The sequence below is a fragment of the Gemmatimonadota bacterium genome, assembly GCA_026706845.1.
GTDB lineage: Bacteria > Latescibacterota > UBA2968 > UBA2968 > UBA2968 > VXRD01.
This window is the reverse complement of sequence record JAPOXY010000090.1, coordinates 1-26688: the sequence shown is the minus strand read 5'-3', so window position 1 is coordinate 26688 and position 26688 is coordinate 1. Positions and strand designations below refer to the sequence as shown.

Genomic DNA, 26688 nt, shown 5'->3' with positions numbered 1-26688 from the left:
AATTTTATCAACGAGATGTTTCAATCTATCCTCGCTGTCAAAGTTGCTACCACAAAAGCCAATGTGATTGACCATTTTCGACGGCTCAATGATTCGCGCCGCATATCTACTCTTATCGACAATCTTTTCACTCAAATTCTGAGTTCGATCAATTTCAACCTGGGGCATATTGCCACGGGTGTTATCCTGATTCTCGTGGCTGAAAAAATGAAGTCGGGCGCGTTCACGGTTGGCGATATGGCTCTTTTTGCCACTTATGTCGGTCAGGTTGCCCGAAGTGGTTCTTTGCTCGGGACCATTCTCACCAATCACACGCGCGCCGAAGTTTCTTATTTTCGGATGGCTTATACTATTGAAGATATTCCCCGCGAACGCATCTCTCAACACACGGATGTTTATCTCAATGCAGAACCCGATGAACTGGCGTTGCCATCCCGTGCGGAATCGGATAGGCTCAACGCACTTACCATTCGCAATATGACTTATGTTTATCCCAAATCCACAAATGGTGTTTACGATATTGACCTGGTCATTCCCGCTGGATCGTTTACGGTTATTACGGGGCAAATCGGATCGGGCAAGACCACGCTTATCCGCGCGCTTATGGGTGTTCTTCCGCTTGTGAATGGGGATATTTACTGGAATGGTGAGAAGGTTGCGGATCCCAAAACTTTTTTTACGCCTCCGCGCTGTGCTTATACGCCGCAGATTCCACACCTTTTTAGCGAGTCTCTGCGCGATAATATTCTTTTGGGGGTGCCCGATGATCGAGCACTCGAACACGCGCTTTACAATGGTGTTATGGAGACCGATATTTCTACCCTTGAAAACGGTCTGGATACGATTGTTGGGCCGCGCGGTGTCAAACTTTCAGGCGGTCAAATTCAGCGCACTGCTGCCGCGCGCATGTTTATTCGCGATCCCGAACTTCTGGTTTTTGACGATTTGTCTTCTGCGCTGGATGTCGAAACTGAGCGCATTCTCTGGCGGCGCGTTTTTGAACTCCGCCGGGCTACCTGTCTCGTGGTTTCTCATCGCCGCCCCGCGCTTCGCCGCGCAGATCAAATTGTCGTTCTGAAAAATGGTCGTGTCGAGGGCGTGGGGACGCTGGACGAGTTACTCGAATCGAGTGCGGAGATGCGTCAATTGTGGGATCAGCGGTGAGGAGGTCAGGCAGGTTACACTTCAACAGGAGGAATACTATTATGGCTACTACACTTGTTCATATTGGCGTGCGCGCCACAGACATTGATGAGACCATCCGCTTCTGGCGAGATGGTCTGGGCTTGAGTCTCGTTCAGAATCGAGGTCAATCCTACGATCTTACCGATGGGTATCACAATTTCCGCCTCTTTCAGCATAATGGGCCTTCCCGCCCAGAGCATGTCAGCGGGATGCTGGATTATTTGCATATTGGCATTCGGGTTCCCGATCTGGAGGCTGCGGCGCGGCGTTTGACGGATATGGGTTACGAGATTTTTTCCGACGGTCTGAGCGGTAAAGAGCCCCTGGCTCCGGATAAGCTCGAAGAGGGTGCGTTCAAAGTAGAGGATCCCGATGGTATCACTGTGGATATTACTTCCAGCGACGACCAGTGGCCGGGTACGGGTCTGCCCGCGGGGTGAGTTGAATAAGGAGTTCTCTATGAATATCAATTTGGATGGAAAGGTCGCACTTATTTCTGGCGCGTCGCGCGGTATTGGGCGCGGTATTGCCCTTCAGATGGGGCGTTCGGGCGCAAAGGTCGCGGTCAATTATCGCACGCATCCCGACGAGGCAGAGGAGGTCGTTGAAGAGATTCGCAGTGCGGGGTCTGACGCGCTCGTCTATGGCGCAGATGTCTCTGACCGCGATGCAGTGGATGCGATGGTCGCCGCAACGGTTGAGCAATTTGGGCGTCTCGATATTGTGGTTTCCAATGCGTATTATAGCAAACGCGAGCCTTTTCTCGATCTGGAAATGGATGGCGCACGACGCACGCTTGATGTCACGTTTTGGGGGGCTTTCCACATGGCTCAGGCCGGCGGCCGCCAGATGGTCAAACAGGGCGAAGGGGGTGCGATTCTCTTTATCAGTTCTGTTTTGTCCAATATTCCCTTTTCGACCTCGTTGCCCTATAATGCGGCAAAGGCAGGGATCAATCAGATGTCTGCGACTATTGCCAATGAGCTCACCGATCACCGCATTCGCGCCAATGTGATTACGCCAGGGTATATCGATACGCCCGGCGAGCGTCAATATGCGACTGAAGAACAAATCCGCGAGGCTGCTACTACGCTGCCCTGGAAGCGCCTGGGCACGCCCGAAGATATTGCCAATGCCGCCGCGTTTCTCTGTTCCGATGCTGCCGACTATATTACAGGGACAGTGTTGAGTGTGGATGGGGGATATTGGTTGAAAGTTGCGAGATGATAAAAGGAATAAATACCATGACTACCAACTTGTCTGAACATATTGAACAAACAGCGCTGTGCGATACGCACGAACACCTGCGTCGGGAGCCTGATTGGATCGACGATGGTCCCGATGTATTACAGGACCTTTTTGGCAATTATGTGCCTGCGGATCTCATTACGGCTGGTGCATCGCAGGAAGCTCTGCGTCGTCTCACAGATGCGTCAGATCCAGACCTTGCCGGGCGTTTTGAAGGTGTTCGCGCAGCGTGGGAGGCCACGCAGTACACGGGTTATGGCGAGGCCGTGCGGCGCATTGTCACCGATGTTTATGGTTTTGACGAACTCACACCCGATGTGCTCGCGCCCGCACAGGAAAAACTGACCGAACTGCGTACTCCCGGCGGTCGCTACAATTTGCTGCGCGAAGTCGCAAATCTCGATCATATTCAAACCGATGATTCTTCCTGGCCCTGTGATCCCGACGAATCAGGTCCCGACTTTTTTCTTTACGATCTCTCGTGGGCGGGGTTTTGCAGTGGGCAGATAGACCAGGAAGCTATTGCCGAAGATACTGGTATTGCTGTTGTTGATCTCGATTCTCTTCAGAAGGCGATGGAGGCGATATTTGAAAAGCACGCGCCTTGTGCGATTGCTGTTAAAGCCCAACATGCGTACAATCGCACCCTCAATTGGCAAGCGTGCGCCCGCGGCGATGCCGAACGCGCGCTTTACGCGACGCTTAGCTCGAATAACAATGTTTCCGAGTCTATGCGATTGTGCCTTGGCGACTGGTGCTGGGCACGCGGTGTGGAATTGACGATTGAACACAATTTGCCCTTCAAAATCCATACGGGCTATTACGCCGGCAACAATCGCATGCCCGTTGACCGCATCAAAGCTGGCAATCTCTGCGCGCTTTTGGCCAGGTATCTCGACGCTCGCTTTGTGCTTATGCACATTGCCTATCCCTATAGCGATGAACTCATCGCGCTGACCAAGCACTACAAAAATGTCTGGGCAGACCTGTGCTGGGCATGGTCTATTAATCCCTACGCTTCAAGCGATTTTGTCCGCCGATTTATCCACGGTGCTCCCATCAATAAGCTCTTTGTTTTTGGCGGCGATACGCGCTGGCCCACCAGTGCCGCTGCCTACGCATTTCAAACCCGCTTCTGGCTTGACAAAACCCTCGAGGCCGAAGTGGAAGAAGGTTATCTGACCGAATCGCAGGCGATGCATATTGCTTCGCGGGTGATGTACGACAATCAGTACGAGTGTTTTGACCTCGATGGGACGCGAAATGCGATTTATCGGGCGATGGGAGAATAGATGAAAAATTCTTAAATAGAAAGAAGGCGATGTCTCCCATTGTTATATCCACATGGCGCTTTGGTCTGTCTGCTAATCAGCCCGCCTGGAAAATTTTGAAGAACGGTGGCTCTGCGCTCGATGCTGTTGTGCGGGGTGCTGAGGTGGCCGAACGCGACCCGGAGGTCAAGAGCGTTGGGTTCGGCGGGTATCCCAATGCCGAGGGTGAGGTCGAAGTCGATGCCGCGGTTGTTGACGGGCACTCCCTCGGTTATGGTGCGGTAGCCGGGCTTAGAAATATTGCCACGCCCACTGCTGTGGCGCGGTGCGTGATGGAGAAAACCGATCACGTTTTTCTCGTGGGTAATGGTGCCTTGAAGTTTGCGCGAACACAGGGCTTTGAAGAGTGCAATATGCTTACAGAGCACGGGCGAAGAGCCTGGGAAAAGTGGAAGAGGGAGCGAACAGGTCCTCCCGCAGATGTCCACGATACCATTGGCCTTGTCGCGCTTGACCAGCAGGGAAATCTCGCGGCGGCCTGTACTACGAGTGGCGCGGCGTTTAAGTTGCCCGGTCGCGTCGGCGATTCACCGCTTATTGGCTCGGGGCTTTATGCGGATAATGATGCAGGTGCTGCCGCAGCCACTGGTCGCGGTGAGGAAATTACTCGTACCTGCGGGTCGTTTGCTATTGTTGAACACATGCGGCATGGCAAATCACCGCAGGAAGCCTGCGAAGCTGTTGTACAATATCTCATTGCGCGCGTTCCCTCTGCGCGCCCCTATCAGATGGCCTATATTGCCATTGACAAATATGGCAATTGGGGTGCTGCCGCAGCCCGTTCTGGGTTTCTATCGGCTGTTACCAGCAATGTGGAAAATCAACTTTACAAAAGCCGGTATTTTATTGGTCACGGCGGGGTTGGATGATGGGATTGCGTTCCCATACTGACTTTATCAGCATATACTTGATAAACCTGGTTTTCAGGCTGTGCGTGCTCGCGGTATTTGTTATTGATCTTAGATACAGCATATGCTTTGCTGCCAATCCCGATTCTACGGGTGTCCAACCGGTTGTCTCTGTATCTGTTGATTCTACGGCTGTTGATCCTGTAATGGCTGATCCGCTCAAACCAGGTCTCGATCCCTCGACAATACTTAAAATAACAGATCCGTCGCAGCCCCCTGCCCACTGGGTCACGCCTGCAGGTGATTCCACTCGTGTGCTTGAGGCTTTTGATTATCCTCATTTTTTGAATTCTTATCCCGACGAGATCTGGCAGGGGCGATCGGGCCGGCGATATAGCAAAACAAGAAAAGAAAATGTTTACTATCGGATTTTAAGAGAAGTCGATAATCATTATCTGAGCGCGAAAACAAAAGGCGGTGCCGTAGATTTTGGAAGAGAAGCAAAGGTCACGTTTCGAGGCAGAGAAATCAACGTCAGTTTGCGTTTGTTCCGAAATTTGCGCTGGCGCTGGCGCGTACACCAATTGCCCGAAGGGTCTGATGAAACCGACGACGACAAAAATGACAGTGCCGCTGCGGTGCGTCTGGTCTTTGGAACAAATATGTTTGCCAAAAGGCTTAAATATATTTGGAGTGCAACACTTCCCAAAGGCACGGTCATTAAGGGTTGGAATCAATATACCATTGTTTTGCGTAGCGGTACAGATGATTCAAAAAAATGGATTTGGGAAGAAGTGGATGCATATCAAGACTATCGGCGGCTGTTCGGTGGTGATCCCCGTCCAGTCGATTTTTTAGCACTGCTCACCGATTCGGATAATACGGAGACGGTTGTCGCAGCGGATTACGATGATATTACCTTCATTATTCCAAGGCCCACAGTTGAAGTGAATCCGGAGGATACAGAATGAGGAACGGATATCATACTCGTTCATCCTGGGGACAATATGCTGGCCTGACAAATAGCACAACGCGGAGGCTGCTCATGAATGCACAATCTCTATTAAAGGCAAGTATGCTTGTCGTGCTGCTGGTTATAGCATCAGCAGAGGCGCAAAATGTTTCGGTTACCGACTACCAGGTGCCGGTGAGCCGGGTAGATAATCTACGCATTGACGTGTTGAGTTTTAATTTTACGACTGAGGGCAAAGAAGTTATACACGAACAGGGCGAAATCGGCCTTGTGTACAAGAAGTTCTACAGTTCTCTGCCTTTTGCGTATTTTATCGATGCGTTCAGTTCGGCTTCATATTTTCGCCAATTTTCATTTGAAGGTTCCGAGCGCACGGGTACCTATGACATGAATCTCGATATACAGGTTCAAAAGTATTTTCGGGAAACCAATAAGTTTTTCTATTTTGTCAGTCCAGATGCTTTGATGCGTAAGGGCTTTGATCGTCCGCAGAGTGATGTCATTTTAGGTCTTGGTTATGGTCGATTTATCAATGCCACCGCCCTGCGCAAAGCCGTGCGTATCGAAGACTTTTTATTTGAAGAAGGCGTTATTAGCGATTTTCTGCCCAAAGACACGATGATCGCACTTGGGCAAATTATCGAAAAAGAAGATGAGTACCGCAATATTCACGGCGATCGTACCTATCTGCACTACTGGTACGAAGATATGAGCAGTGAAATCGACAAAACTGGCCTTGTGACCGGGGGCGGCAATATCGGTCCTGTTGGCCTCTTTCGCATGCGCGAGGTACTTACACAGGAGCAGATCAGCGACCGGTTTTTTGGTTGGGATGTCAATGCGGGGGTTCAGTATCAATTGCAGACCAGGGATAAAGACACAGAACGCCCTCCTCCTGCTCTGGCGGTCAATATTCGGTATTCCCGACCTATCAGTTGGCAGATACAGGTCAACACGGATTTCAAATTGGATACGCCATTCAAGAGAGACTATTTCAGGCGAGAGTATAATATCCGGCAGAATGTCGATTTTATCTATGAGATCACCAACAGAATTGCTTTTGTGAGTTCCAATACACTCCACATTAACAAAAAGCGCGATCAAGATGCGAAGTTTAGACATATTTCAAATATCAGTTTCGTATTTTTTGTCGAAAATAGGATTAGCTTGACAGCTATTGAGCAAATTTCCAAAGAAGAAGGTTCGCCATTCAGACAAAGTCTTCATTTTGCTCTGAGCTATCGCCTTTTTTGAGTTGTGTGAGGGTGTGAAAAATTTAGAGATTGGTCGCGTGTCAAAAATACTTGTGGACATAAATTTTCTCTCATATCTTATTGAAGTTAGGGCTTCATTTTTAACTTAATGCATCCCAAATTGTGTAAGGTACGAGTTTATCCATCCCATAGTTGGAGGTTTTATGGCAAAAGAAGAAAAAGTTGTACTGGAAGGAACGATTGTCGATATTTTGCCCGATGGGCAATACAAGGTTGAGATTGAGGGAGGGCATCAGATTCTCGGTTATACGTCGGGCAAAATGCGCCGTTTTAATATTCGCATTGTCGTGGGCGATACCGTCACGATTGAGACCTCTCCTTATGATCTGAACCGGGGGCGCATTACATTCCGCGATTCTGGAACGGGCGGGCCACCCCCTCCGAGTACGCAAGGAGGCGGGAGCAGGCGTCCCGGTCGCGGTGGACGCAGCAGGTCGCGTCGCCGCCGTTAAATACTCAAAATCGATACGTAAATAACCACCCGCAAGTCGCACGCACAGCACGATGTCAGTAGCGCCAATGGCATGGGACTGCCTGAAAATGCGCTGTGCATACCGGGTGGCTTTTTGTTTTTGCAGGATAAGCCAATTCAAAGGGAGGGTATATGCCGGAAGAATCCAAAACTGTACAACCATCGGGAGAAGATGAAAATCCAGATCTCTACGCGCTGGATCCACGGGCGGTTCAGGAACCTCCTCAAGGGCTTCGCAGTACGCTGAAGTTTCTCGGTCCAGGGCTGATTCTCGTGGGGTCTGTGGTGGGTTCTGGCGAGATTATTTTGACGACGAATTTGGGTTCTATTGTTGGATTTTCAATGCTCTGGTTTGTGCTGGTGAGTTGCTGGAGCAAGAATATTGTTCAGGCGGAACTGGCGCGTTTTTCGGTTGCTTCTGGCGAACCTTTTTTACACGCTTTTAATCGATTGCCCGGAAAGTTGCCCGCGTTTAACGGGCGGAAAGTGTCGTGGTACATCTATTTTTGGTTGCTCTGGATTATTCCCGGGCAGTTGATCAGCGGTGGTATTTACGGTGGGGCTGGTCAGGCGATTCACATGGCGCTGCCTTCTCTCGGTTCGGAGTGGTGGACGGTTATTCTGGCTGGTACGGCATCTGTGATTATTCTGACCGGGACGTATCGGTTTCTCGAAAGGCTGATGACGGTTCTGGTGGTTATGTTTACGTTTATCACGATCGCCTGTGCTGTTTTGTTGCAGTTGACCGAATATGCGATTACCTGGGAAGAGGTGCGCGGTGGGCTGACGTTTGGTTTTCCGGCTTTTGCGCTGTTGGCAGCGCTGGCGATGTATGGCGGGACCGGGGTGGGATCAGGAGAACAGATGGCCTATACGTACTGGTGTGTGGAAAAGGGCTATGCGCGTTTTTCGGGACCGGCAGATCAGTCCAATGCCTGGGTTCAGCGCGCGAGGGGATGGATTCGGGTGATGCAGACCGATGTGCTTTTGACGCTGGGGTTGCTGACCTGTGCGACGATTCCGTTTTATATGCTGGGCGCAGGGGTGTTGTATCGACTCAATAAACAACCCGATGGATTGGAGACGATTCCGGTGCTTTCCAATATGTACACGCAGACCCTTGGCGAATGGGCGTTCTGGTTGTTTATGGTGGGTGCTTTTTTTGTGCTTTATTCGACGGCGATATCCGGTCTGGGTGGTGGTGTGCGCATTTTTGCCGATGGCATGTCTGTTATGGGTTTGATCGAGCGCAATGATTACAAGACGCGGGTTCGCATTTTGCGCATTTGGGCGGTGGTGTCCCCTCTGGTGACTTCTCTGGCGTATTTCTTTTTTCAAAACCCGGTTTGGATGCTGACTATAGGACATTTGTTTGGGGCGATTAAGTTTCCTCTGATTGCCGGGGGAACGCTGTATTTGCGCTATAGACATCTCGATCAACGCCTGAAACCGTCTTTGAAGACCGATCTGCTGTTGTGGTTCTGTTTTTTACTGATGATTGGTCTGGCTATTTATATTTTGTACACGCGCTATTTTGCCTGATGTGGAGGGCGACTATGACTGTTCCTACTTATCGTTCAATTGGTGTGCGGCCGTTGATTAACTGTCGCGGAACATATACGATTATCAGCGGTTCGCTGATGTTGCCCGAGGTGTGCGAGGCGATGATGGAGGCGGCAAAGGCGTATGTGCATTTGGATGAGTTGATGGATGCGGTGGGGGCGCGTATTGCCGAGTTGATGCAGTGCGAGTGGGGGCTGGTGACAAATGGATGCGCGGCGGCGCTGACGCAGGTGACGTCGGCGTGTGTGGCGGGTGATGATCCGGATAAGATCAAACAATTGCCCGATACGACGGGGATGAAGAATCGGGTGTTGTACCAGCCGGGGCATTTGCATATTTATACGCATGCGATTCGGGCGGCGGGGGTGGAGATGGTGGAGGTGGAAGATCACGATGCGCTTTCTTTAGCGATTGATGATCGCACGGCGATGTTTGCGTTTTTTGGAGATCAAACGGATCATAGCGATATTCCACTTGAAGATGTGGTGGCGATTTGTCATCGCAAGGGTGTGCCGGTATTTGTGGATGCCGCGGCAGAGCGACCAGATGTGCCCAATACGTATTTGCAAGCGGGTGCAGATGTTGTGGCTTATAGCGGGGGCAAGTGTTTGCGAGGCCCCCAGTCGTCGGGGTTAGTGTTGGGGCGAAAGGATATTTTGCAGGCGGCGTTTGCCAATGGCGCGCCGCATCATTCGCTGGGGCGGGCGATGAAGGCGGGCAAGGAGGAGGTGATGGGGCTGCTGGCTGCGGTGGAGAAGTGGGTGCTGCGCGATCACGATGCCGAGTGGACAGAGTGGGAGAAATGGTTACAGGTGATTGGCAGTGCGGTTGCGGAGTTGCCGTCGGTGACGAGGCGGGTGCGAGACCCCGGGCGGTCTAATGTGGCGCCTATTCTGGAGGTTCACTGGGATCGCACAGTTTTGCCGATTGCGCCAGAGGAGGTCCAGCAGCAGTTGTCAGATGGCGATCCGCGCATTGAGATGTTTACGCATGAAAATGGGGTGGAAGTGATGCCGTATATGATGGAGCAGGGTGAGGATGTGATTGTTGCAAGGCGTTTGCGTGAGGTGTTGGAGGGGGATAGGAGATAAAACATGAAGAGAAATTTTAGAATTATCGTTGAGAGATATGCCGATGGTTATGTGGGATATCCGCTTGGATTGAAGGGGGTCGTCGTTGGGCAGGGAGATACTTATGAAGAGGCATTGGCAGATGTAAAATCTGCTATTCGGTTCCATATTGAAACGTTTGGTAGAGAAGCATTATTTTAAAAAGAAATGGTGAACGCGCATGCCGGACAAACGTCCCAACATACTTTTTGTCCAAACGGATCAGCAGCGGCCTGAGTGGGTCGAGATGAACCCCGATATTCCGGTGCGTACGCCGCATCTGCGGCAACTCGCCGAGCGCGGTGTATGGCTCGCCAACGCAATTTGTCCGTCGCCTGTTTGCGCCCCGTCGCGCGCCTGCCTGGTGGCCGGGCAGGAATATGACCGCACGCGCGTTTGGGGCAACAATACTTATGCGCCCGATAATATGTTCAAGTACCATCTGTGCCTGCGCGACGAGGCCGGATACTATGTTATGGGTGCTGGCAAACACCATGTGGGCAATAACCAATCGGGGAGTCCGCCCAGGTTCCACTGCGGTGTCGATGGACGCCAGGGCATGGAGGCATGGGGATTTTCCGATGCTATTTTCAATGCTGGGCTGAATCAGGCGACTATTTTGATGCGCAACAACGAGATGGTGCCTCAGGATGCGTACATGGCGTTTTTGCACGCGCGCGGCCTGGCAGAGGAGCACATTGCCGATTACGCGCGCCGAAGCCGGGAGGGTGTGTGGACAGCTACTTTCCCGACGACACTTCCCGACGATGCGTATTTCGATACCTGGATTACCAATAATGCGCTCACCCTTCTGGATCGGGCGCCTGACGACAGGCCGTGGTATTTGGAGGTTAATCTGCAGAATCCCCATCATCCGTGGGATATCACCGAGTCAATGCATCGATGGTACCGCGAGCCGCCCGTGGAGTTTCCTCTTCCCCTGTTCAACACCGAGGATATCGCGCCCGAGACGCACCAGGAGGTGCGTCGCAACTGGGCGGCCACTGTCGAACATCTCGATTCCTGCCTCGGGCGCCTCGTCGCGCGAGTGCGCGCGCGCGGCGATCTCGATGATACTGTCATTATATTCACCAGCGACCACGGCGAGATGCTCGGCGATTACGACCAGTGGCAGAAGTTGTCGCCCCTACAGGCCTCGGTGGGGGTTCCGCTGGTGATCGCTGGTCCGGGCGTGGGGGCTTTCGGACGCGACGACGCTCCGATGACGACGCTGGACCTGACCGCCAGTTTCCTCGATTGGGCTGGCCTGACACCCGGTGACGATCTCGATAGCCGTTCTCTTGTCAATTATCTCGGTGCCCGAGCGCGCAGGCATCGAGATCTGGTATTTTCCGGTCTGAGTGCCTGGCGCATGGTCTTCGACGGGCGTTTCAAGCTGGTTCGCGGCTATGATCCGGCAAAGCGCATTGGGGGCGATGTTTTCGAACCGATGCATGTGCCGTCCGACGAGACGGAGCGCCTTCAGCGCGAGCGTCCCCAGTTGCTGTTCGATCTACAGCGCAATGAGAGGGACGATGTCGCCGCTGAATTTTCTCAGGTCTTTCAGCGGCTAAGCGCCGCCCTTGATGAGCATCTGGCTCATTAATAATCGTAGGATAACGAAATATTCCAGCGGCGGGGCAGACCGAGGAAGACGAGCGCGGTTGAGGCGTCGTGGTTGTCGCCATCGTCTGCATCGGAAATATAGCGCGCGTCGAACAAATTGAAGATGTGCAATTGCAGTTTTACTTTGCCATTGCCAAATGTATTGCCGGGCAGGATGTAACCCGCGTGGAGATCAGCCAAATTATAATTTGGCACCTGCCACGATTGCTGGCGGTCATTGGGATCTGTTCGGTTGGCGGGATCGAATTTGGCGTAGTGATCCATAAAGCGCCTCAAGCTCAGCGTGGTGTAAAGCCCGCGCATGGGAAATATTGTGCTGCTCAGCGCAAGGGTTTTTTGCGCCGAGTCGCCTACCTTCAATCCATTGGCATAGACTTGAAACGTGTCTGCAACCAATGGATCTTCTTCGGGAAAAAATGTGGCGCGCGCATCGTTGAGCCATTCCCAGTTGCCGAGTGAGACCATGCTGCGCACCTCCAACCTGGGATGGGGGCGCACCTTGACGTCGAACTCTATACCCGTGTGCCGAGCGTCAATGCCGCTGAGCAAAAACCGAAAGTTCTGGTCGAGTTTTGCACTGTAAACGCTCTTGGGCCACGAGCGGTCGATCCATCTGGTGTAATAGAAGTTTACGTTTCCGGTTATTACCCCGCGTTTGAGATAGCCTGCGCCTAACTCAAAAGACGCCACTTTTTCATTGAAGGTGGGATCGTAGAGGCTGTTGTCGTAGTGATAAACCGATCCAAATTTGGGGGCTGTTGAAAGCCAGCCTATATTGGCATACACATTGACCGTAGGGGTCATATTGTAATTGCCTCCCGCCTTGAGCGTATAGCCTCCAAAGCTTTTCCAATCTGTCTGATCCCATTCTCCATTGACCCTGGCGCGGAAATAGTCGATGCGTTTATAAGCTGTTATGGATGCCGATGTGCTCAAAAATGCCGTAAAGTCGTTCACCTGCCTTTCAAGTTGAACAAACCCGCCTCCCCAGCGCGTCAGACCATCGGTGTGATATGCGATTCTGTCTCCAAGGCGTTTAACAGAAGTCGCGGCATTGCTGTCTCCTGTAAAAACGTAATAATCCGCCCCTATCAAATTTCGCACTTCGCGCCAGTGCTGTCCCTCATAGCCGCGCAAATCAATGCCAAAGGCGAGCTTATAGGCAGGCGTTAGAGTGTATTCGCCCGTGCCCAAATATCCATAATAGTATTGCAGGCTACCCGTGTTTCGCATAATGGTCTTTGCCGCAATCTCAAAGGCTCCGACCTCGCCTGCAAGCACCAGGTTGGGATTGGCTCGTGATGCGGGTTCCGTGTTTAACTCATCTACTGCGTGCTGCCAGTCGATGCTGCCGTCTGCCCGGGTTCCCGGATTGACGCCCAGGCGCCCCAGGCCTCCGCCCTTGCCGCGCGCCCAATAAAAGACATTGGACAAAACAAACCTATCGTTGGGTATCCAATACCAGTTCAAATTGGCTTGTGTTTTGTGATAGTAGTTCTCGCGTTCCATAATGGTCGCATTGTCGCGTGCGTCGCGCACCTTGCCGTTAAAAAATTCCCGATAAGATGAAAACGGCGAATATCCCCAGTTGGGATTGTAATTGACCCCGTAATTTTTCGCATCTGTTACGCCAGCGCCCAGAGACTGCGCGTAATCGGCATCAAAAGTGCCAATGGGTTGCTTGAACAGGCGGTGCCCGTGGCGTTGCGGCGTACCCACGACAAACAACTCGAATTTGTGTGTTTCAGAGGCCAAAAAGCTCAATGCTCCGAAATACGCCCATCCTTCTGTCCACGTTTGATCGGGTATGCCATTGCCAACTTTGCGTGAAATGCCCACGCTCAGCGCGGTTTTTTCATTGAGTAAGCCCGATGAAAAATTGACCGTGGTTTTGTAATAAGCACTGGTCGCGGCTTCCTGTTTGATCTTAAACCCGCGCTGTTGACGGGCGGCATCGGTAACAATATTCAGCGTGCCCCCCACCGAGGCTATGGCCAAATTTGAGGCACCCAATCCGCGCTGCACCTGTATGGACGACGTTACATCGCTGAGAACATCCCAGTCAACCCAATAGACCCACCCGGTTTCCATATTGTTGACTGGCACGCCATTGACCATGACGGCGATGTTGCGCTGGTCAAATCCCCGCACATTGATGCGTGAATCGCCATCGCCACCGCCTTGCTCGGTCGCATAAACGCCCGGCGTATCGTTCAAAAGCATCGGCAGGCTGCGAGAGCCGAGTTTGCGATCTATATCGGATTTTGGCACATCGGAGAACGCAATGGGCGTTTCGCGCAATTTGGCGCGCGGCGCGCTCACAACGACCTCTTCAAACTGCACGGCTTCGGGCATTAGCGCCACAACCAACGCACCCATCCCCTCTTTTACTGTGATAGTATTGCGATATTCCTTATAGCCCACAAAGCTGATGACGAGCGTGTGGCTACCTTCGCTGACATTGGGTATCGCAAAATTTCCATCGAGGTCTGTGGCTGTCCCCCCCGCGTGCGTTTCCAAATAAATATTTGCGCCGACCAGCGATTCTCCGGTTTTCTCATCGCGCACCTGGCCGCTGAGCACGGCGGCAGACAGGGTTGCAGGCGCGAAAAACAAAAACATCAGGAAAAGTTGTTTCATAAAACCTCGTGTAATTACTGTGATATGAGGCGCGGCAATGCCGAAATATAGGTAGGCAATCTTCCTCAGACAACAGGGATTCTCCGGTAGCAGCATATGGTATGAGGAATTTTTAAAAAGAAGGTAGTGGTGAATTTCACTCGGGCTTTATGCAGAGGCAAATACCATTGCATCACGTCCTGTAATTGATTAATCTGTGTGTGGAGGGGAACACTTATGTTTGAGATAGATAGATCGGCATTTAAGGCGATTGGCGAGTCGGTTCATTTTGATCCGCTGGTCGATATTCGGCATCCGGAACTGGTGCGTGTTGGCGATGATGTGGCGTTTCACAATGGGGTTTTTGTAAATCCCTAGATATGAGGATATTGCAATGACGGGACGCGAATATTTAGAGTCGATTATGCCGACGCGCGAGATGGTGGATCATTTTGTGACGCCTGCGAAGGCAGATGTGCCGATAGAGTTGGCGCGGATTATGTGCAATAATGCACAGTCGGCGTTTGATCCCGAGATTGGATGGGTGGTTTGCGATGGGTTTCGCGGGGGTGGGGTGGATGATTCGCGCGGGTTTTACGCTTATGAGAAAGACGGTGCGCGGCAGGTGGTCAATTATGCGGATCGCCCGTGTCGCATTCATACGTATGGGAATAGTTTTACGCATTGCGATCAGGTGAGCAATGGGGAGACGTGGCAGGAGTATTTGGCGGCGCATCTGCTGGAACCTGTTCGCAATTACGGCATTGGTGGGCACAGTGTGTATCAGGCGTATCGGCGAATGTTGATTGTGGAGAGGGAGTATCCCGCCGAGTACGTGATTTTGAATGTGTGGGACGACGATCACTTTCGAAATTTGGATGCGTGGCGGTCCATCCGCATGGGGCGACAGGGGCGGTTTACGCTGCCGCATTTGCGCGTGAATCTGGAAAGTGGAACTGTGGAAGAGCGCGAGAATTTGTGCAAGACGCCCGAGGAACTCTATCGGTTATGCGATGCGGATTGGGTGTGGGAGACTTTTGGCGACGATCCGATTTTGCACGCGGTTATGGCGCGCAGAGGCAGTGCGGAAGATGCGTCGGCTATGGCGCAGAGTATGGGGGGAGAATTCGAGAATGCGGGATCGGATGCCGAGGTCTATAGCTTGCATACCGAGGCGGCTTTGTTTGCGACGCGATTTGTGATTGAAAAGGCAGAGGCATTTACAAAGGCCAATGGGAAAAAGTTGCTGGTGATTTTGTCATTTGGTTCGAGTAATATAGCTCGGGCATTGGAAGGTGAGCCGCTTTTTGACCAGACGTTTTTGGATTGGTTAGCGACAAAGGATGTGCCGGTGATCGATTTGCGCGATGCTTTTCGGGAGGCGTACGCGACATATCGGGGGGGTGTGCAGGCGTTTTTGGAGCCGTATTATATTGGGCATCATACGCCGCGCGGAAATTTCTTTTTTGCATGGGCGATTAAAGATCGAATTGTAGAATGGCTTGATCCCAGGCCATTGCCCTATCGATAGGAGAATGCGATATGACCCCAGAAGAGAAGTTTATGTTTGATCTCGACGGGTATCTGGTGATTAAAGATGTGTTGAGCCGCGAGGAATTGGATGTGCTCAATGCAGTGGCGGATCGAGCGTTTCCCAGGGATTACGGGGATGCAGAGGCAGATGATGAATTTGGCAATGCCAGAGGTGTGCGCCGCGCACCGAGTATTGTGGATTGGGATGTGGCGTGTAGGGATTTAATCGACCATCCCAAAGTGTTGCCCTATCTCGTTGACTTGCTGGGGCCAAAGTTCCGCCTGGATCACGATTATGCCATTTTTATGATGAAGAATGGGAGGCGAGGCAGTTTGCACGGCGGGCAGCCGAATTTGTTTCACCATTATTACAGGTATCGAGATGGCGTGATGCAGTGTGGTTTGTCGGTGTTGACGTATGTGTTGTCAGACGCCAATGCAGGGGATGGGGGGTTTGCCTGTGTGCGGGGTAGCCACAAGAGCAATTTCAGAATGGATTTGCCGCGCGATGTGCAGCGGTTTGAGCGGGTTCCGCACTATGTTGTTCAGCCAGAGGCAAAGGCGGGGGATGCGATTTTTTTTACGGAAGCTCTGGTGCACGGCACATTGCCGTGGCGGGCAGATCACGAGCGCAGGGTGTTGCTTTACAAATACGGTCCGGGGCATTTGATTTCCGCGCCGAAGGGGTACGATGGTTCGGTTTATGAGGGGTTGACTGAGCAACAGAAGCGGATTTTGGCGTCTCCTGGTGTGCATGACCGGCCGGATGTGCGAATAGACGAATAGACGAATAGACGAATAGACGAATAGACGAATGGAGATACACACTGATACTGACTTACATCATGTCAGCACATGCTTTGGGAGGATAGGCGGGGTTCGTAGATTCGCAGATTCGTAGATTCGCATTTATTCACGAGGGATAACATGGCAAAGACGCGACGATTGACAATGGCACAGGCGATTGTTCAGTTTTTGAGGGCGCAGTACGTTTCGCGCGATGGGATTGAACAGCCCTTTTTTGCGGGAATGTCGGGTATTTTTGGGCATGGGAATGTGGCCGGGATCGGTCAGGCATTGCACGAGTATCGCGATGAGTTTCGGTATTACCAGACGCGCAATGAACAGGCGATGGTGCATACGGCTGCGGCTTATGCCAAGATGAAGAATCGGTTGGGTACGCTGGCGTGTACGACGTCAATTGGACCGGGGGCGACGAACATGGTGACGGGCGCGGCAACGGCGACGATTAATCGTTTGCCGGTGTTGTTGCTGCCGGGTGATATTTTTGCGCGGCGAAATGTGGCGCCTGTGTTGCAGCAGTTGGAGTCCAATGCGTCGCAGGATATTTCCGTGAATGATTGTTTTAAGCCTGTGTCGCGGTACTGGGATCGGTTGAATCGGGCAGATCAGGCGATTTTGGCATTGCCCGAGGCGATGCGGGTTTTGACGTCGCCTGTTGAGACGGGTGCTGTGACGCTGTGTTGTCCGCAGGATACGCAGACAGAGGCGTTTGATTATCCCGAAGCGTTGTTTGAAAAACGGGTGTGGGTGGTGCCGCGCAACCGGCCGGATCGCGATCTGGTGTCAAAAGCCGCGGCGTGGATTCGGGAGAGTGTGCAACCTGTGGTGATTGCGGGCGGGGGAGTGTTATACAGCGAGGCGACAGATGCGCTGGCGGCATTTGTGGAGCAGACGGGCATTCCGGTGGGCGAGACACAGGCGGGCAAGGGGTCGCTTAATTACGATCACGCCAATAATTTGGGTGCGGTGGGCGTGACGGGTACACCGGGGGCGAATATTGTCGCGCGGAAAGCAGATCTGGTGATCGCTATTGGTACGCGGTTGAGCGATTTTACGACGGCTTCAAAGACGGCGTTTCAAAATTCGGATGTGAAATTTATCGCGATTAATGTGGCGGAATTTGATGCGGCCAAACACGGGGCATTGCCGCTGGTGGGCGATGCGCGGGTGGTGTTGGAAGAATTGACAGAAGCGGTGCAAGGGTATCGCGTGTCGGGGGGGGTGACACAGCGGGTTGCCGAATTTCGGGAGGCGTGGGAGGCCGAGGTGGATCGCATTTACAATTTGGGGCATCGGCCCATTTTGAGTCAGGGTGAAGTGATTGGCGCAGTGAATGAAGGTTCGGCGTCTGAGGATGTGATGATTTGTGCGGCGGGCAGTATGCCGGGCGATCTCCACAAGTTGTGGCGGACGCGCAATCCCAAGGGGTACCACCTCGAGTATGGATATTCGTGCATGGGATACGAGATTGCCGGGGGGTTGGGTATTAAGATGGCCGATCCCTCCCGGGAGGTGTATGTGATGGTTGGGGATGGGTCGTATTTGATGATGGCGCAGGAGATTGCGACGGCGGTGCAGGAGGGGATTAAGCTGAATATTGTGCTGCTGGACAATCACGGTTTTGCGAGTATCGGGGGGTTGTCGGATGCCGTGGGCGCGCATGAGTTTGGGACAAGGTATAAGATGCGCGATGAGCAGACCGGGCAATTGGATGGCGAGAATGTGCCGACCGATTTGGCGACAAATGCCGAGAGTTTGGGAGCTTATGTGTTGCGGCCCGAAGGCAAAGAAGGTCTGATGAGGGCGATTGAAGAGGCGCGAACTATAGATCGCACGACGGTGATTGCGGTGGAGGTTGATCGCGAGGTGCGCGTGCCGGGCTACGAGAGCTGGTGGGATGTGCCGGTTGCCGAGGTTTCGACGGTGGCAGAGGTGCAGAAGGCGAGAGAGGAGTTTGAGGTGATGGTGAAGAAGGAACGGTATTTTTTATAAATGAGGTGCATTATGAATATTCCCCCATCTGAACATTTTACGCCTGTTTCGCTGGCGGAACATTACAATGTGGATCGCGTGCAATTAGATGGATTTGGTGGCGAAGATTTGGGTGCAATGTATGGTAGGCAATCTGTTCTGGGTATGCCATTTAATCTGGGTGCGCCAGGCAAACCGAATGGTATATTGCTCGACCGCGATGCTGCGCGCGTTGATATGGGCGGTGTGAAGGCGAGCTATGTGGTGTTTTTACACGGGGTCGAGAATCGCGTGAGTAATTATCAGGAGGAGCTGGCCGATTTTGCTATGGATGGCAATGATCTCGGCGATCACGTGTCGGATTATGTGCTGGAATATGCAGATGGCGAGTCCGAGACGACGCGCATTTTGCGCCGGTTTGCGATTCAACAGTCCCGTATTGGGTGGGGGGCAAGTGCGTTTGCAGCGATGCCTGCGGCTAAACCCGGTGTTGTGATGGGGGCTACGGACGAACACGGTTTGGGACGGCGTCCTGCATCGGCTTATGGTCGCGCCGAGACGCGGCACAGTTCGGGGCGAGATGGTGGACAGGCAAAGTTGTGGGTTTATGCGTTGCCCAATCCCAATCCGGAGAAGCCCATTGGGCATCTGACACTGGTCCCCAGGAACGAGCGGTCGCTGGTGATAGGGATCACGCATACACAGGTCGCCGATCATCCGTTGCGACCGGGTGTGCGCCAAAAATTGAAGTTGGAATTGCCCGAGGGCGCGCAGTTGAACGGGAATGGCGAGCTTGAGGATATCGATATTGATCTGGGTGTGGTGATGTCTGCGCGGGCTGTGCTGGATTACGATGCGGAACGCTGGTTGAGCGCGGAGGTGGATGTGCAGCCCGAACGGTCTTCTTCTGAGGTGGTTGTCGAGTATATCGCACATCCGCAGGGGAAGCTTTATGTGGAGGGGGATGGGGAGGCGCAGGCTTACGATCTGGCAGGTGCAAAGCAGATTGCCGAGGTTCAGCCCGCGCATCGCCCGGTCGCAATTCGCGTGGTGGAGAAAGGGACAGAGACGCCGGTTGCTGTACGGTTGCACATGCACGGCGAAGCCGGGGAGTATTTGCCACCGAAGGGGTATCATCGCAAGGTGAATCCACACTGGTTTGAAGACAATTACGGCGAGCACGTCAATGGGTTGAATCAGTATTGTTATATCCCGGGAGAATGCGTGGCAGACTTGCCTCTGGGCGATGTGTATGTCGATATCCAGAAGGGATATGAGATTGCGCCAATCCGCGAGAAGTTCGCGGTTGGTCCCGATACTGATGTGGTTACTTTTGAGATTGATCGCGTGCTCAAGTGGCGGGAAAAGGGGTGGGTGACTGCCGATACGCATGTGCATTTTTTGAGTCCGCAAACGGCGCTTCTGGAAGGCGAGGGCGAGGGCGTGAATGTGGTGAATTTGCTGGCGAGCCAGTGGGGTGAAATGTTCAGCAATGTGTCGGATTTTGATGGGAAGACGACTTTTGGCGCGCGGGATTTTGGTGGGGATGGCGAGTTTCTCGTGCGCGTTGGAACCGAGAATCGCATGCAGGTTCTGGGACATATTTCGCTGCTGGGCTATTCGGGGCTTATGATTCATCCGCTGTGTTCGGGGGGACCGTCGGAATCCGCGCTGGGAGATGCGCAGGAAGTCACGATGGCCGAGTGGGCGCAGCAGTGTATTGATCAGGGTGGTCTGGTGGTGATGCCACACGGCCCAAATCCGCAGTGCGAACGCGCGGCTGATATTGTGCTGGGTCTGATCCACGCGATGGAGATGATGACGTTTAATCCCCACAATGCGCAGATCAATCCCTATGGGATTGCCGATTGGTATCGCTATTTGAATTTGGGATACGACATACCTGTTGTGGGCGGGTCGGATAAGATGGCGGCTGCCTCGCAACTTGGCGGGGTGCGGACTTATACGCATCTGGGAGATCGCGAGTTTAGCTATGAGAACTGGATGGCGGCGACAAAGGCAGGCCATACGTTTGTGACGGTGGGGCCGCTTGCAGAGATTCAGGTGGAGGGAATGGCTCCCGGTTCACGGGTGGCGTTGCCCTCCTCTGGCGGGACGGTCAATGTGACGTGGGAGGTGGCGTCGGTGCGTTTGCCGATTGATCAGGTCGAGATCGTTGTGGGCGGGCTGACGCATGAGCAGGTGAATGTGGATAAGAGCCTGTCGGCGTCGGGGAGTGCAGAGGTACGGGTGGAGGATTCGACGTGGATCGCACTGCGGGTGCGCGGGAGTTATAAGGGACGGCACGGCGAGATTGCCGCACACACGAGTGCTGTGCAGGTGGTTGTGGAGGGGAGGCCAATTTTTTCACAAGCAGATGCTACGACGGTTTTGGAACAAATCGAAGGGGCAATTGCCTATCTGGATACGCTCGCTCCGCGACCCGAGGCAAGGCGTCTGAAACAGATGCGCGCCACGCTGGAGGCCGCGCACAATCGCTTGCACCAACAGATGCACAAGCACGGTATTTATCACGATCATACGCCCCTGCACGATCACGGGCATGGACATGAGCATTAGAAAGGTTTTTTTATGAGTGAAAAATTTTCGTTTCGCCCTGTACGCAAGCCCAATGTAATCTGGGTTTTTGGAGATCAACACCGCGCACACGCATTGAGCTATCGGGGCGATCCCAATGTGTTTACACCTAATATCGACAATCTCGCGCGTGAAGGTATGCGTTTTGACTGTGCGGTTTCCGGTGCGCCGTGGTGTTCGCCTTTTCGCGGCGCGCTAATGACGGGTACTTATCCGCATCAGAATGGCGTGACGCAGACGCCATCTCCGCTGGATCCGGCGATTCCAACTGTTGCTATGCCTTTTAATGATGCGGGGTATCACACGGCTTATGTCGGCAAGTGGCATTTGGACGGGTCCAATGCGCGGGAGAACTGTGTTCCTCCCGAGCGCAGGGGAAATTTTCAGTACTGGATGGGGTATGAGAATAACAACAATCAGAACGAGTGCTATGTTTATGGTTCGGAGGGCGAAACGCCCCAGCGTTTGGACGGGTACGAAACCGATAGCTTGACGACCTTGTTTTTAGACCATCTTGTGGATCATGTGGGTGATGAAGAAGACTATCAGCCGTTTTTTGCTGTACTTTCAGTGCAGCCGCCGCACAGTCCCTTTGTGCCGCCTACCAATCCGGAGCGCGGTGTGCCCCGGATTCATCCGTCGGATATTCAGCTTCGGCGCAATGTGCCGGTTGTTCCCCGGATCCGCGAGCGGGCAGCCCTGGATCATGCGGGATATTACGCGATGGTGGAGAATCTGGATTACAATGTGGGGCGGATCCGCATGGCTCTCAAAGATATGGGTGTTGATCGGGAGACTTATGTGATTTTCTTTTCCGATCACGGCGATATGTTGTGGAGCCACGCGCAGACCGGCAAATCATCTCCGTGGGAAGAGTCGATCCGCATTCCGTTTATTATCGGCAAGGTGGGGGGAGGTGCTAATATGAATACGGGATCTACCGATGCGGTGATCAATCACGTCGATATTGCACCTACGACGCTGGGTCTTTGTGGTATCCCTGTTCCCGAAGGTATGGTCGGGTTCGATTATTCGGGTCACTGTATTTCCGGCAATGCCGCCGAATTCAAGGGGAAATCGAGTAGAAATGCAGAGCCCGATTCGGCGTATTTGCAGCAGATTCCCCGAAAGATGCATTCGCACACTGTGAACAAGGCGTGGCGGGCTGTGGTGATGCGAGATGGATGGAAATACGCCTGTACGCCGGGTAATGATTGGTTGCTTTTCAACACGGCGGATGATCCGTATGAGCAGGCGAATTACGTCTATAACAGGGCTTTCCAGAAGGAGAAGGAGCGGTGCCACGAGCGCCTCGCACAGTGGATTGAAGACACGGGCGATGATTTTGAGTTGCCAGATATTCGGCTCGAGTAGAGCGCGTACATTGGGTTTTGAAATCAGTTTTTTCTTGCGGCGTATAATGAGACCGCATAGATTGATAGGCTGTTGTTTTGGGAGAGGTTTACTGTGATGTATTGACAATGGTGATGCCGATGCCCACGAGTGCGAGGCTGAGGAGAATGGCGGGTGAGATGGGGTCGCCGAGGAAGAGGTTGCTGACGATGACGCCGACGATTGGGGTGATGAATCCAAAAACAGAGAGGCGGCTGGCCGAATAGCGTTTTAGCAGGCTGGTGAGGAGGATAAAGCAGAATCCCGCGACGACGAGGCCCTGATAGAGAACGGCACTCAGGACGAGGATATCGAGTTGAATGGCCTGTGTTTCAAATAGTGCGCTGAGGAAAAAAAAGATGGGTACGCTGGGGGCGGATTGCCAGATCAAGACTTTTCCGGGGTGTATGTTCTGGACGAGGCGCTTGAGATAAACCTGGCGGGCGCCGAGGAGAGCGGCACTTGCAAGCACGAGGATGTCGCCCAGGAGATGTTGAAGTTCGCCAAGTGATAGGCTTTCGGCAAAGATGAGTATTACGCCGAGAAAAGACAATACCATGCCGGTCATTTTGCGCGTGCTGATTTTGTCACCCGGTATAAAGATGTGTGCAAACGAGGCGGTGAAGAAGGGATAGGCCGAGATAAAGATGGTCGAGCGGCTGGCAAGGGTGTAATCGGTTCCCGCATTGAGCAGGTAGATCTGCGCGAGAAAAAGAAAGATGAGGCCAGCAATGCCTCGGTGTTCGTTGGATTTGAGTTTCAGGTCGATTTTCAGGGGACGCGTCCAAATATAGACGACGAGTCCGCCGAGCAAGAAACGCATGCCGGCGAGGCAAAGCGGCGGAATACCAGATAGCCCGAGTTTGATGGATACGGAATTGCCACCCCAGAGGATTGCAGTCAAAAGGTTGAGCAGGGCGGCGCGGGTGTTGAGGCGTTCATTCTGTACGTTCACGATCCGTCTCCGGAACGCAGATAGGCGCGAATGAATACCAGAAGCAGGGGGAGGACGAGCCAGAGGGGTTGCACAATTGCCGCGAATGTGCCGATTACCCCTATCAGTCCCGAGATGATGAGTCCGCGGCAGACTGTGATGCGCGTGGCAGGAGAGGACAGGATATCGATTGTGCGACCAGGTAGTCCCCCGGGTTGCTCAAGGGCATAATATCCGATGAGGGCGACCGCCCAGGACAACAGGGCGAGGTGCATGCTGGATGCCGACGATAAAAGGTTCAGGTCTATGCCGAGGTCGCGCAGGTGTGCGTGCAGACATACGAGGAATGCGCCGTCGCGCAGAGGTCGAAGCAAGCCCACTTCGTCGAGTTGGGCACTGCGGCGACGCTCTGCAAATGCGATGAGCTGAAAAAATGCGTAGAGCACGACAATGGCGATGGGATACTTAAAGATCACATAGGGGATCACGTAGTGCAAGTGGTCGTAAGCGAGCGTTGCCGTGCTTCCCGCGATTAGAAAGGCTATGAGTGGTACGGCGTTTTGTTTTAGAGTTTTCATAGGTGAGAAGTGATTATATTGTGTTGTGTTGCTGTTGTCAAGGATGGAGGTTGCGTTTTGAAACGGTGGATGCTGTGTTTTGTATGGGCTATGATATTTTTTCAGGCCCCGGTTGTGGATGCGCGGGATTTTTTGAAAGAGATTGAGGCGCATTACAGCGACGGCAAAATTGACGACGCTCTCGAGGTGGCGCGTGCTTTTGCCGAGGCACATGCCGATAGTGTGGGAGCGCACGGTTTTTTGGGTACGCTTTACGCAGAGGCCGGGCAATTGGACGCTGCGGTGGCTGCTTTTCAAAAGGTGGTGGAGATTAAACCGGGTTCTGTTCGCGGATATCGCGATCTGGCGCTGGTGTTTGCTCGACAGGGCAAAATTTCTCAGGCTCTTTCTGCACTGGATCGGGGTATTGGGCAAAGCGATGAACCCGCTTTGCTTCTGGCAGAACGCGCATCTTTGAATAGCGATCTGGGTAAGCCCGGAGAAGCTATTGCCGATTTCGAAGCGGCACTCAAACGCCGTCCCGATTTTATCGAGGCGTATCAATCTCTGGCGCTGGTCCATATTGCAGTGGGCGATACACTCAATGCAATTGCCGTTATGGATCGCGGTCTTGCTGCCAATTCAGACAATGTGATGTTGATGGTTAATCGGGGTGGGGTTTTTCACGCGCTGGGGATGACACAGAAGGCATTTTCGGCATATCGACAGGCTGTTGAGGCTGCGCCAGAAGATCCGTCGGTGTATCGCGCGCTCGGTTTTATGAGTGCAGAGGTGGATTCTCTGGATATCGCACAGGCATCGTGGGAAAAGGTGCGCGATCTCGCCCCGGATGATCTCGAGGTGCGCGATGCTCTTGCCCAGTTGTACGCGGCCAGGGGTAATTTTGACGCCAGTATTGGCGAGATGCTGGGCGTTTTGGAACGCGCGCCCGATGGCAATTTGGTGCGATTTCGGCTGGCAGAAGTCTATGTGGCTAAGGGCGATATTGCACAGGGTAAGGCCGAGCTGTTGACCTGTATTTCGCGCGCGCCCAGGTGGATTGCACCCTATAAGCGGTTGGCATTGCTGTATTTGGGCGAAGAGAAGGTCGATTCTGCAGGCGTGATTTACGAGAAGGCATTAGAGAATGATCCCAAAGATGCTGAGGTTCACAACAATCTGGGGTTTATTTATTCGGCTCGGGGAGATTTTGACAAGGCGCGAAGAGCGTATGAAACGGCAATGGCCGAAAGCAAGGATGCCAGTACGCTGCGCGACGCACAGGGGAATCTGGATATTATTAAGTCGATTCAGGCGGGCAAGATGCGGGTGCGGCATATTCTGGTGAAGACGGAGCCCGAAGCTCAAGAAATTTTGAATAAGCTCAAAGCCGGAGAAGATTTTGCCGCTTTGGCGAGGAGTTATTCTATTGATCCTTCAAAAGAAAATGGCGGAAGTACGGGGTTTTTCTCTAAGGGCGATTTGCATCCGGATTTTGAAGCCGCAGTGATGAAGCTCAAACCCAATGAAGTCAGTGAGGTTGTCAAAACCCCTCTGGGCTATCACGTGATTATGCGGATTAATTGACGGTGTTTTGGAAGACACTTTTTGACGAACGGCGGCGCATTTTGGTCGCCGTTTCTTTTGGGATAGATAGCGAATGAAAACTGCGCGCAAGGTGATGTTGTGGGGCATTGGGTTAACGCTGCTGGCGGTGTTGATTTACGAGGTGGGGATTATCGCCGCCTGGACGCAGGTGCGGCAGATGGGATGGGGCTATGTACCTGTTTTGCTCATTGCACTGGGCTGGCATGTGAGCAATACGTGGGCATGGGCGATGTGTTTTAATGGCGACCGCCCGCATTTTTGGTCACTTTTTTGCACAAAGTTGTCGGGAGAAGCTGTTGGAAATGTTACACCGGCTTCTCACGTGGGCGGTGAGGTGGCCAAAGCGTATATGTTGCGCGATCGGGTTTCTGTGACGCAGGGCGTTCCTTCTCTGGTAATCAATAAGACGGTTGAACTGGTGAGCGGCCTGGTCTTTGCGCTGATTGGCACGGGATTGGCCGTGGGCATGTTTCCGCTTCCAGTAGAGGTGCAGATTGGATTGGGGGCTGCTCTGGTGTTGGGTACAGTTGGGATTGTGGCGGCGTATATGTCTCAGCGCCAGAAGGCGTCTGTGTGGTTGCTGGATGTTTTGAAGAAGTTGCGTCTCTCTTTTTTGGAGTCGAGACGCGAAAAGTTTGAAGAAGTTGATCGGACGATTGCGGCATTTTACCGGCAAAATCGCCTGGGGTTCTGGCTGTGTATGGCACTGCATACGCTGAGTTGGGTTTTGGGAACTTTTGAAGTGTATGCGATTCTCAGCCTGTTGGGGCAGCCACAATCTTTTTTGACAGCTTTTTTGCTCACGTCTTTGTCGTTGATTATAAATACGGCGTTTTTCTTTATTCCATCTGGTGTCGGCGTTTTTGAGAGCGGGCATGTATTTCTTTTTCAATTGTTGGGGTTGACGCCAGAATTGGGATTGGGCGTTGCATTGATCCGGCGTATCAGGAAAATTTTCTGGGTGTTTTTTGGATTTGTTTTGATGGCGGTGCGCTTGCGGGAGCGTTCTATGGCGTCGAGCACTGATGGGTTGGCCATGCCGT

General features: G+C 52.8%; 23 protein-coding genes. 20 read left to right on the top strand and 3 right to left on the bottom strand.

The window, feature by feature from the left end; all coding sequences use genetic code 11:
• The 12 genes from OXG87_09135 to OXG87_09080 form a co-directional block, all read left to right on the top strand.
• Window positions 1–1164, top strand: a 1164-nt coding sequence (locus tag OXG87_09135; GenBank protein ID MCY3869709.1) for an ABC transporter ATP-binding protein, incomplete at its 5' end; no start/stop codon positions are given.
• Window positions 1165–1205: 41 nt separating this feature from the next.
• Window positions 1206–1625, top strand: a complete 420-nt coding sequence (locus OXG87_09130; GenBank protein ID MCY3869708.1) for a VOC family protein — start codon at window positions 1206–1208, stop codon at window positions 1623–1625.
• Window positions 1626–1644: 19 nt separating this feature from the next.
• Complete coding sequence (locus tag OXG87_09125; GenBank protein ID MCY3869707.1) at window positions 1645–2412, top strand: glucose 1-dehydrogenase; 768 nt, start codon at window positions 1645–1647, stop codon at window positions 2410–2412.
• 17 nt (window positions 2413–2429) lie between these two features.
• Window positions 2430–3725 carry an amidohydrolase family protein gene (locus tag OXG87_09120; protein ID MCY3869706.1) on the top strand — a complete coding sequence of 432 codons (1296 nt, stop codon included), beginning with the start codon at window positions 2430–2432 and terminating at the stop codon, window positions 3723–3725.
• Between the two features lie 29 nt (window positions 3726–3754).
• Complete coding sequence (locus OXG87_09115; protein ID MCY3869705.1) at window positions 3755–4633, top strand: N(4)-(beta-N-acetylglucosaminyl)-L-asparaginase; 879 nt, start codon at window positions 3755–3757, stop codon at window positions 4631–4633.
• Between the two features lie 38 nt (window positions 4634–4671).
• Window positions 4672–5583, top strand: a complete 912-nt coding sequence (locus tag OXG87_09110; GenBank protein MCY3869704.1) for a DUF3047 domain-containing protein — start codon at window positions 4672–4674, stop codon at window positions 5581–5583.
• Between the two features lie 74 nt (window positions 5584–5657).
• Entirely contained in the window at window positions 5658–6839 is a 1182-nt protein-coding gene (locus OXG87_09105) for a hypothetical protein (protein ID MCY3869703.1), read from the top strand.
• A 163-nt stretch (window positions 6840–7002) separates the two neighbouring features.
• Entirely contained in the window at window positions 7003–7311 is a 309-nt protein-coding gene (gene infA / locus OXG87_09100; GenBank protein MCY3869702.1) for a translation initiation factor IF-1, read from the top strand.
• A gap of 152 nt (window positions 7312–7463) precedes the next feature.
• On the top strand, window positions 7464–8873 hold the full coding sequence (locus OXG87_09095; GenBank protein ID MCY3869701.1) for an Nramp family divalent metal transporter: 1410 nt from the start codon (window positions 7464–7466) through the stop codon (window positions 8871–8873).
• 14 nt (window positions 8874–8887) lie between these two features.
• Window positions 8888–9985, top strand: coding sequence for an aminotransferase class V-fold PLP-dependent enzyme (locus tag OXG87_09090; protein MCY3869700.1), 1098 nt, complete (start codon window positions 8888–8890; stop codon window positions 9983–9985).
• A gap of 3 nt (window positions 9986–9988) precedes the next feature.
• Window positions 9989–10165 (top strand): type II toxin-antitoxin system HicB family antitoxin, encoded by a 177-nt coding sequence (locus tag OXG87_09085; protein ID MCY3869699.1) that lies wholly within the window; start codon window positions 9989–9991, stop codon window positions 10163–10165.
• A gap of 19 nt (window positions 10166–10184) precedes the next feature.
• The gene (locus OXG87_09080) at window positions 10185–11609 is read left to right on the top strand and encodes a sulfatase-like hydrolase/transferase (protein ID MCY3869698.1); all 1425 of its coding nucleotides are present in this window, start codon (window positions 10185–10187) and stop codon (window positions 11607–11609) included.
• Here the strand turns inward: OXG87_09080 and OXG87_09075 are convergent.
• The gene (locus OXG87_09075) at window positions 11606–14269 is read right to left on the bottom strand and encodes a TonB-dependent receptor (protein ID MCY3869697.1); all 2664 of its coding nucleotides are present in this window, start codon (window positions 14267–14269) and stop codon (window positions 11606–11608) included. The genes OXG87_09080 and OXG87_09075 overlap by 4 nt on opposite strands.
• Before the next feature lie 216 nt (window positions 14270–14485).
• On the opposite strand from OXG87_09075, the gene OXG87_09070 reads away from it, so the two are divergent.
• From OXG87_09070 to OXG87_09045, 6 genes are all read left to right on the top strand, one after another.
• On the top strand, window positions 14486–14626 hold the full coding sequence (locus OXG87_09070) for a hypothetical protein (GenBank protein MCY3869696.1): 141 nt from the start codon (window positions 14486–14488) through the stop codon (window positions 14624–14626).
• 16 nt (window positions 14627–14642) lie between these two features.
• Window positions 14643–15779 carry a hypothetical protein gene (locus OXG87_09065; protein ID MCY3869695.1) on the top strand — a complete coding sequence of 379 codons (1137 nt, stop codon included), beginning with the start codon at window positions 14643–14645 and terminating at the stop codon, window positions 15777–15779.
• An 11-nt stretch (window positions 15780–15790) separates the two neighbouring features.
• Window positions 15791–16567: a phytanoyl-CoA dioxygenase family protein gene (locus OXG87_09060; GenBank protein ID MCY3869694.1), complete on the top strand. Its 777-nt coding sequence runs from the start codon at window positions 15791–15793 to the stop codon at window positions 16565–16567.
• Between the two features lie 141 nt (window positions 16568–16708).
• Window positions 16709–18577, top strand: a complete 1869-nt coding sequence (iolD, locus tag OXG87_09055; GenBank protein MCY3869693.1) for a 3D-(3,5/4)-trihydroxycyclohexane-1,2-dione acylhydrolase (decyclizing) — start codon at window positions 16709–16711, stop codon at window positions 18575–18577.
• Between the two features lie 12 nt (window positions 18578–18589).
• Entirely contained in the window at window positions 18590–21136 is a 2547-nt protein-coding gene (locus OXG87_09050) for a CehA/McbA family metallohydrolase (protein MCY3869692.1), read from the top strand.
• Between the two features lie 12 nt (window positions 21137–21148).
• Window positions 21149–22528, top strand: a complete 1380-nt coding sequence (locus OXG87_09045) for a sulfatase (GenBank protein MCY3869691.1) — start codon at window positions 21149–21151, stop codon at window positions 22526–22528.
• A gap of 88 nt (window positions 22529–22616) precedes the next feature.
• Here the strand turns inward: OXG87_09045 and OXG87_09040 are convergent, their stop codons facing one another.
• Together OXG87_09040 and OXG87_09035 are read right to left on the bottom strand one after the other, a co-directional pair.
• Window positions 22617–23501, bottom strand: coding sequence for a DMT family transporter (locus OXG87_09040; protein ID MCY3869690.1), 885 nt, complete (start codon window positions 23499–23501; stop codon window positions 22617–22619).
• On the bottom strand, window positions 23498–24058 hold the full coding sequence (locus OXG87_09035) for a hypothetical protein (GenBank protein ID MCY3869689.1): 561 nt from the start codon (window positions 24056–24058) through the stop codon (window positions 23498–23500). The genes OXG87_09040 and OXG87_09035 overlap by 4 nt, the downstream gene beginning before the upstream one ends.
• Window positions 24059–24115: 57 nt before the next feature.
• On the opposite strand from OXG87_09035, the gene OXG87_09030 reads away from it, so the two are divergent.
• The gene (locus OXG87_09030; protein ID MCY3869688.1) at window positions 24116–25624 is read left to right on the top strand and encodes a tetratricopeptide repeat protein; all 1509 of its coding nucleotides are present in this window, start codon (window positions 24116–24118) and stop codon (window positions 25622–25624) included.
• A 73-nt stretch (window positions 25625–25697) separates the two neighbouring features.
• Window positions 25698–26688, top strand: a 991-nt coding sequence (locus OXG87_09025) for a lysylphosphatidylglycerol synthase transmembrane domain-containing protein (protein ID MCY3869687.1), incomplete at its 3' end; no start/stop codon positions are given.

Coding starts and splice junctions, on each gene's coding strand:
- OXG87_09130 (MCY3869708.1), top strand. CDS start 1,206: ATGGCTACTACACTTGTTCATATTGGCGTGCGCGCCACAGACATTGAT.
- OXG87_09085 (MCY3869699.1), top strand. CDS start 9,989: ATGAAGAGAAATTTTAGAATTATCGTTGAGAGATATGCCGATGGTTAT.
- OXG87_09080 (MCY3869698.1), top strand. CDS start 10,185: ATGCCGGACAAACGTCCCAACATACTTTTTGTCCAAACGGATCAGCAG.
- OXG87_09090 (MCY3869700.1), top strand. CDS start 8,888: ATGACTGTTCCTACTTATCGTTCAATTGGTGTGCGGCCGTTGATTAAC.
- OXG87_09120 (MCY3869706.1), top strand. CDS start 2,430: ATGACTACCAACTTGTCTGAACATATTGAACAAACAGCGCTGTGCGAT.
- OXG87_09065 (MCY3869695.1), top strand. CDS start 14,643: ATGACGGGACGCGAATATTTAGAGTCGATTATGCCGACGCGCGAGATG.
- iolD (MCY3869693.1), top strand. CDS start 16,709: ATGGCAAAGACGCGACGATTGACAATGGCACAGGCGATTGTTCAGTTT.
- infA (MCY3869702.1), top strand. CDS start 7,003: ATGGCAAAAGAAGAAAAAGTTGTACTGGAAGGAACGATTGTCGATATT.
- OXG87_09115 (MCY3869705.1), top strand. CDS start 3,755: ATGTCTCCCATTGTTATATCCACATGGCGCTTTGGTCTGTCTGCTAAT.
- OXG87_09070 (MCY3869696.1), top strand. CDS start 14,486: ATGTTTGAGATAGATAGATCGGCATTTAAGGCGATTGGCGAGTCGGTT.
- OXG87_09060 (MCY3869694.1), top strand. CDS start 15,791: ATGACCCCAGAAGAGAAGTTTATGTTTGATCTCGACGGGTATCTGGTG.
- OXG87_09105 (MCY3869703.1), top strand. CDS start 5,658: ATGAATGCACAATCTCTATTAAAGGCAAGTATGCTTGTCGTGCTGCTG.
- OXG87_09050 (MCY3869692.1), top strand. CDS start 18,590: ATGAATATTCCCCCATCTGAACATTTTACGCCTGTTTCGCTGGCGGAA.
- OXG87_09045 (MCY3869691.1), top strand. CDS start 21,149: ATGAGTGAAAAATTTTCGTTTCGCCCTGTACGCAAGCCCAATGTAATC.
- OXG87_09095 (MCY3869701.1), top strand. CDS start 7,464: ATGCCGGAAGAATCCAAAACTGTACAACCATCGGGAGAAGATGAAAAT.
- OXG87_09075 (MCY3869697.1), bottom strand. CDS start 14,269: ATGAAACAACTTTTCCTGATGTTTTTGTTTTTCGCGCCTGCAACCCTG.
- OXG87_09125 (MCY3869707.1), top strand. CDS start 1,645: ATGAATATCAATTTGGATGGAAAGGTCGCACTTATTTCTGGCGCGTCG.
- OXG87_09035 (MCY3869689.1), bottom strand. CDS start 24,058: ATGAAAACTCTAAAACAAAACGCCGTACCACTCATAGCCTTTCTAATC.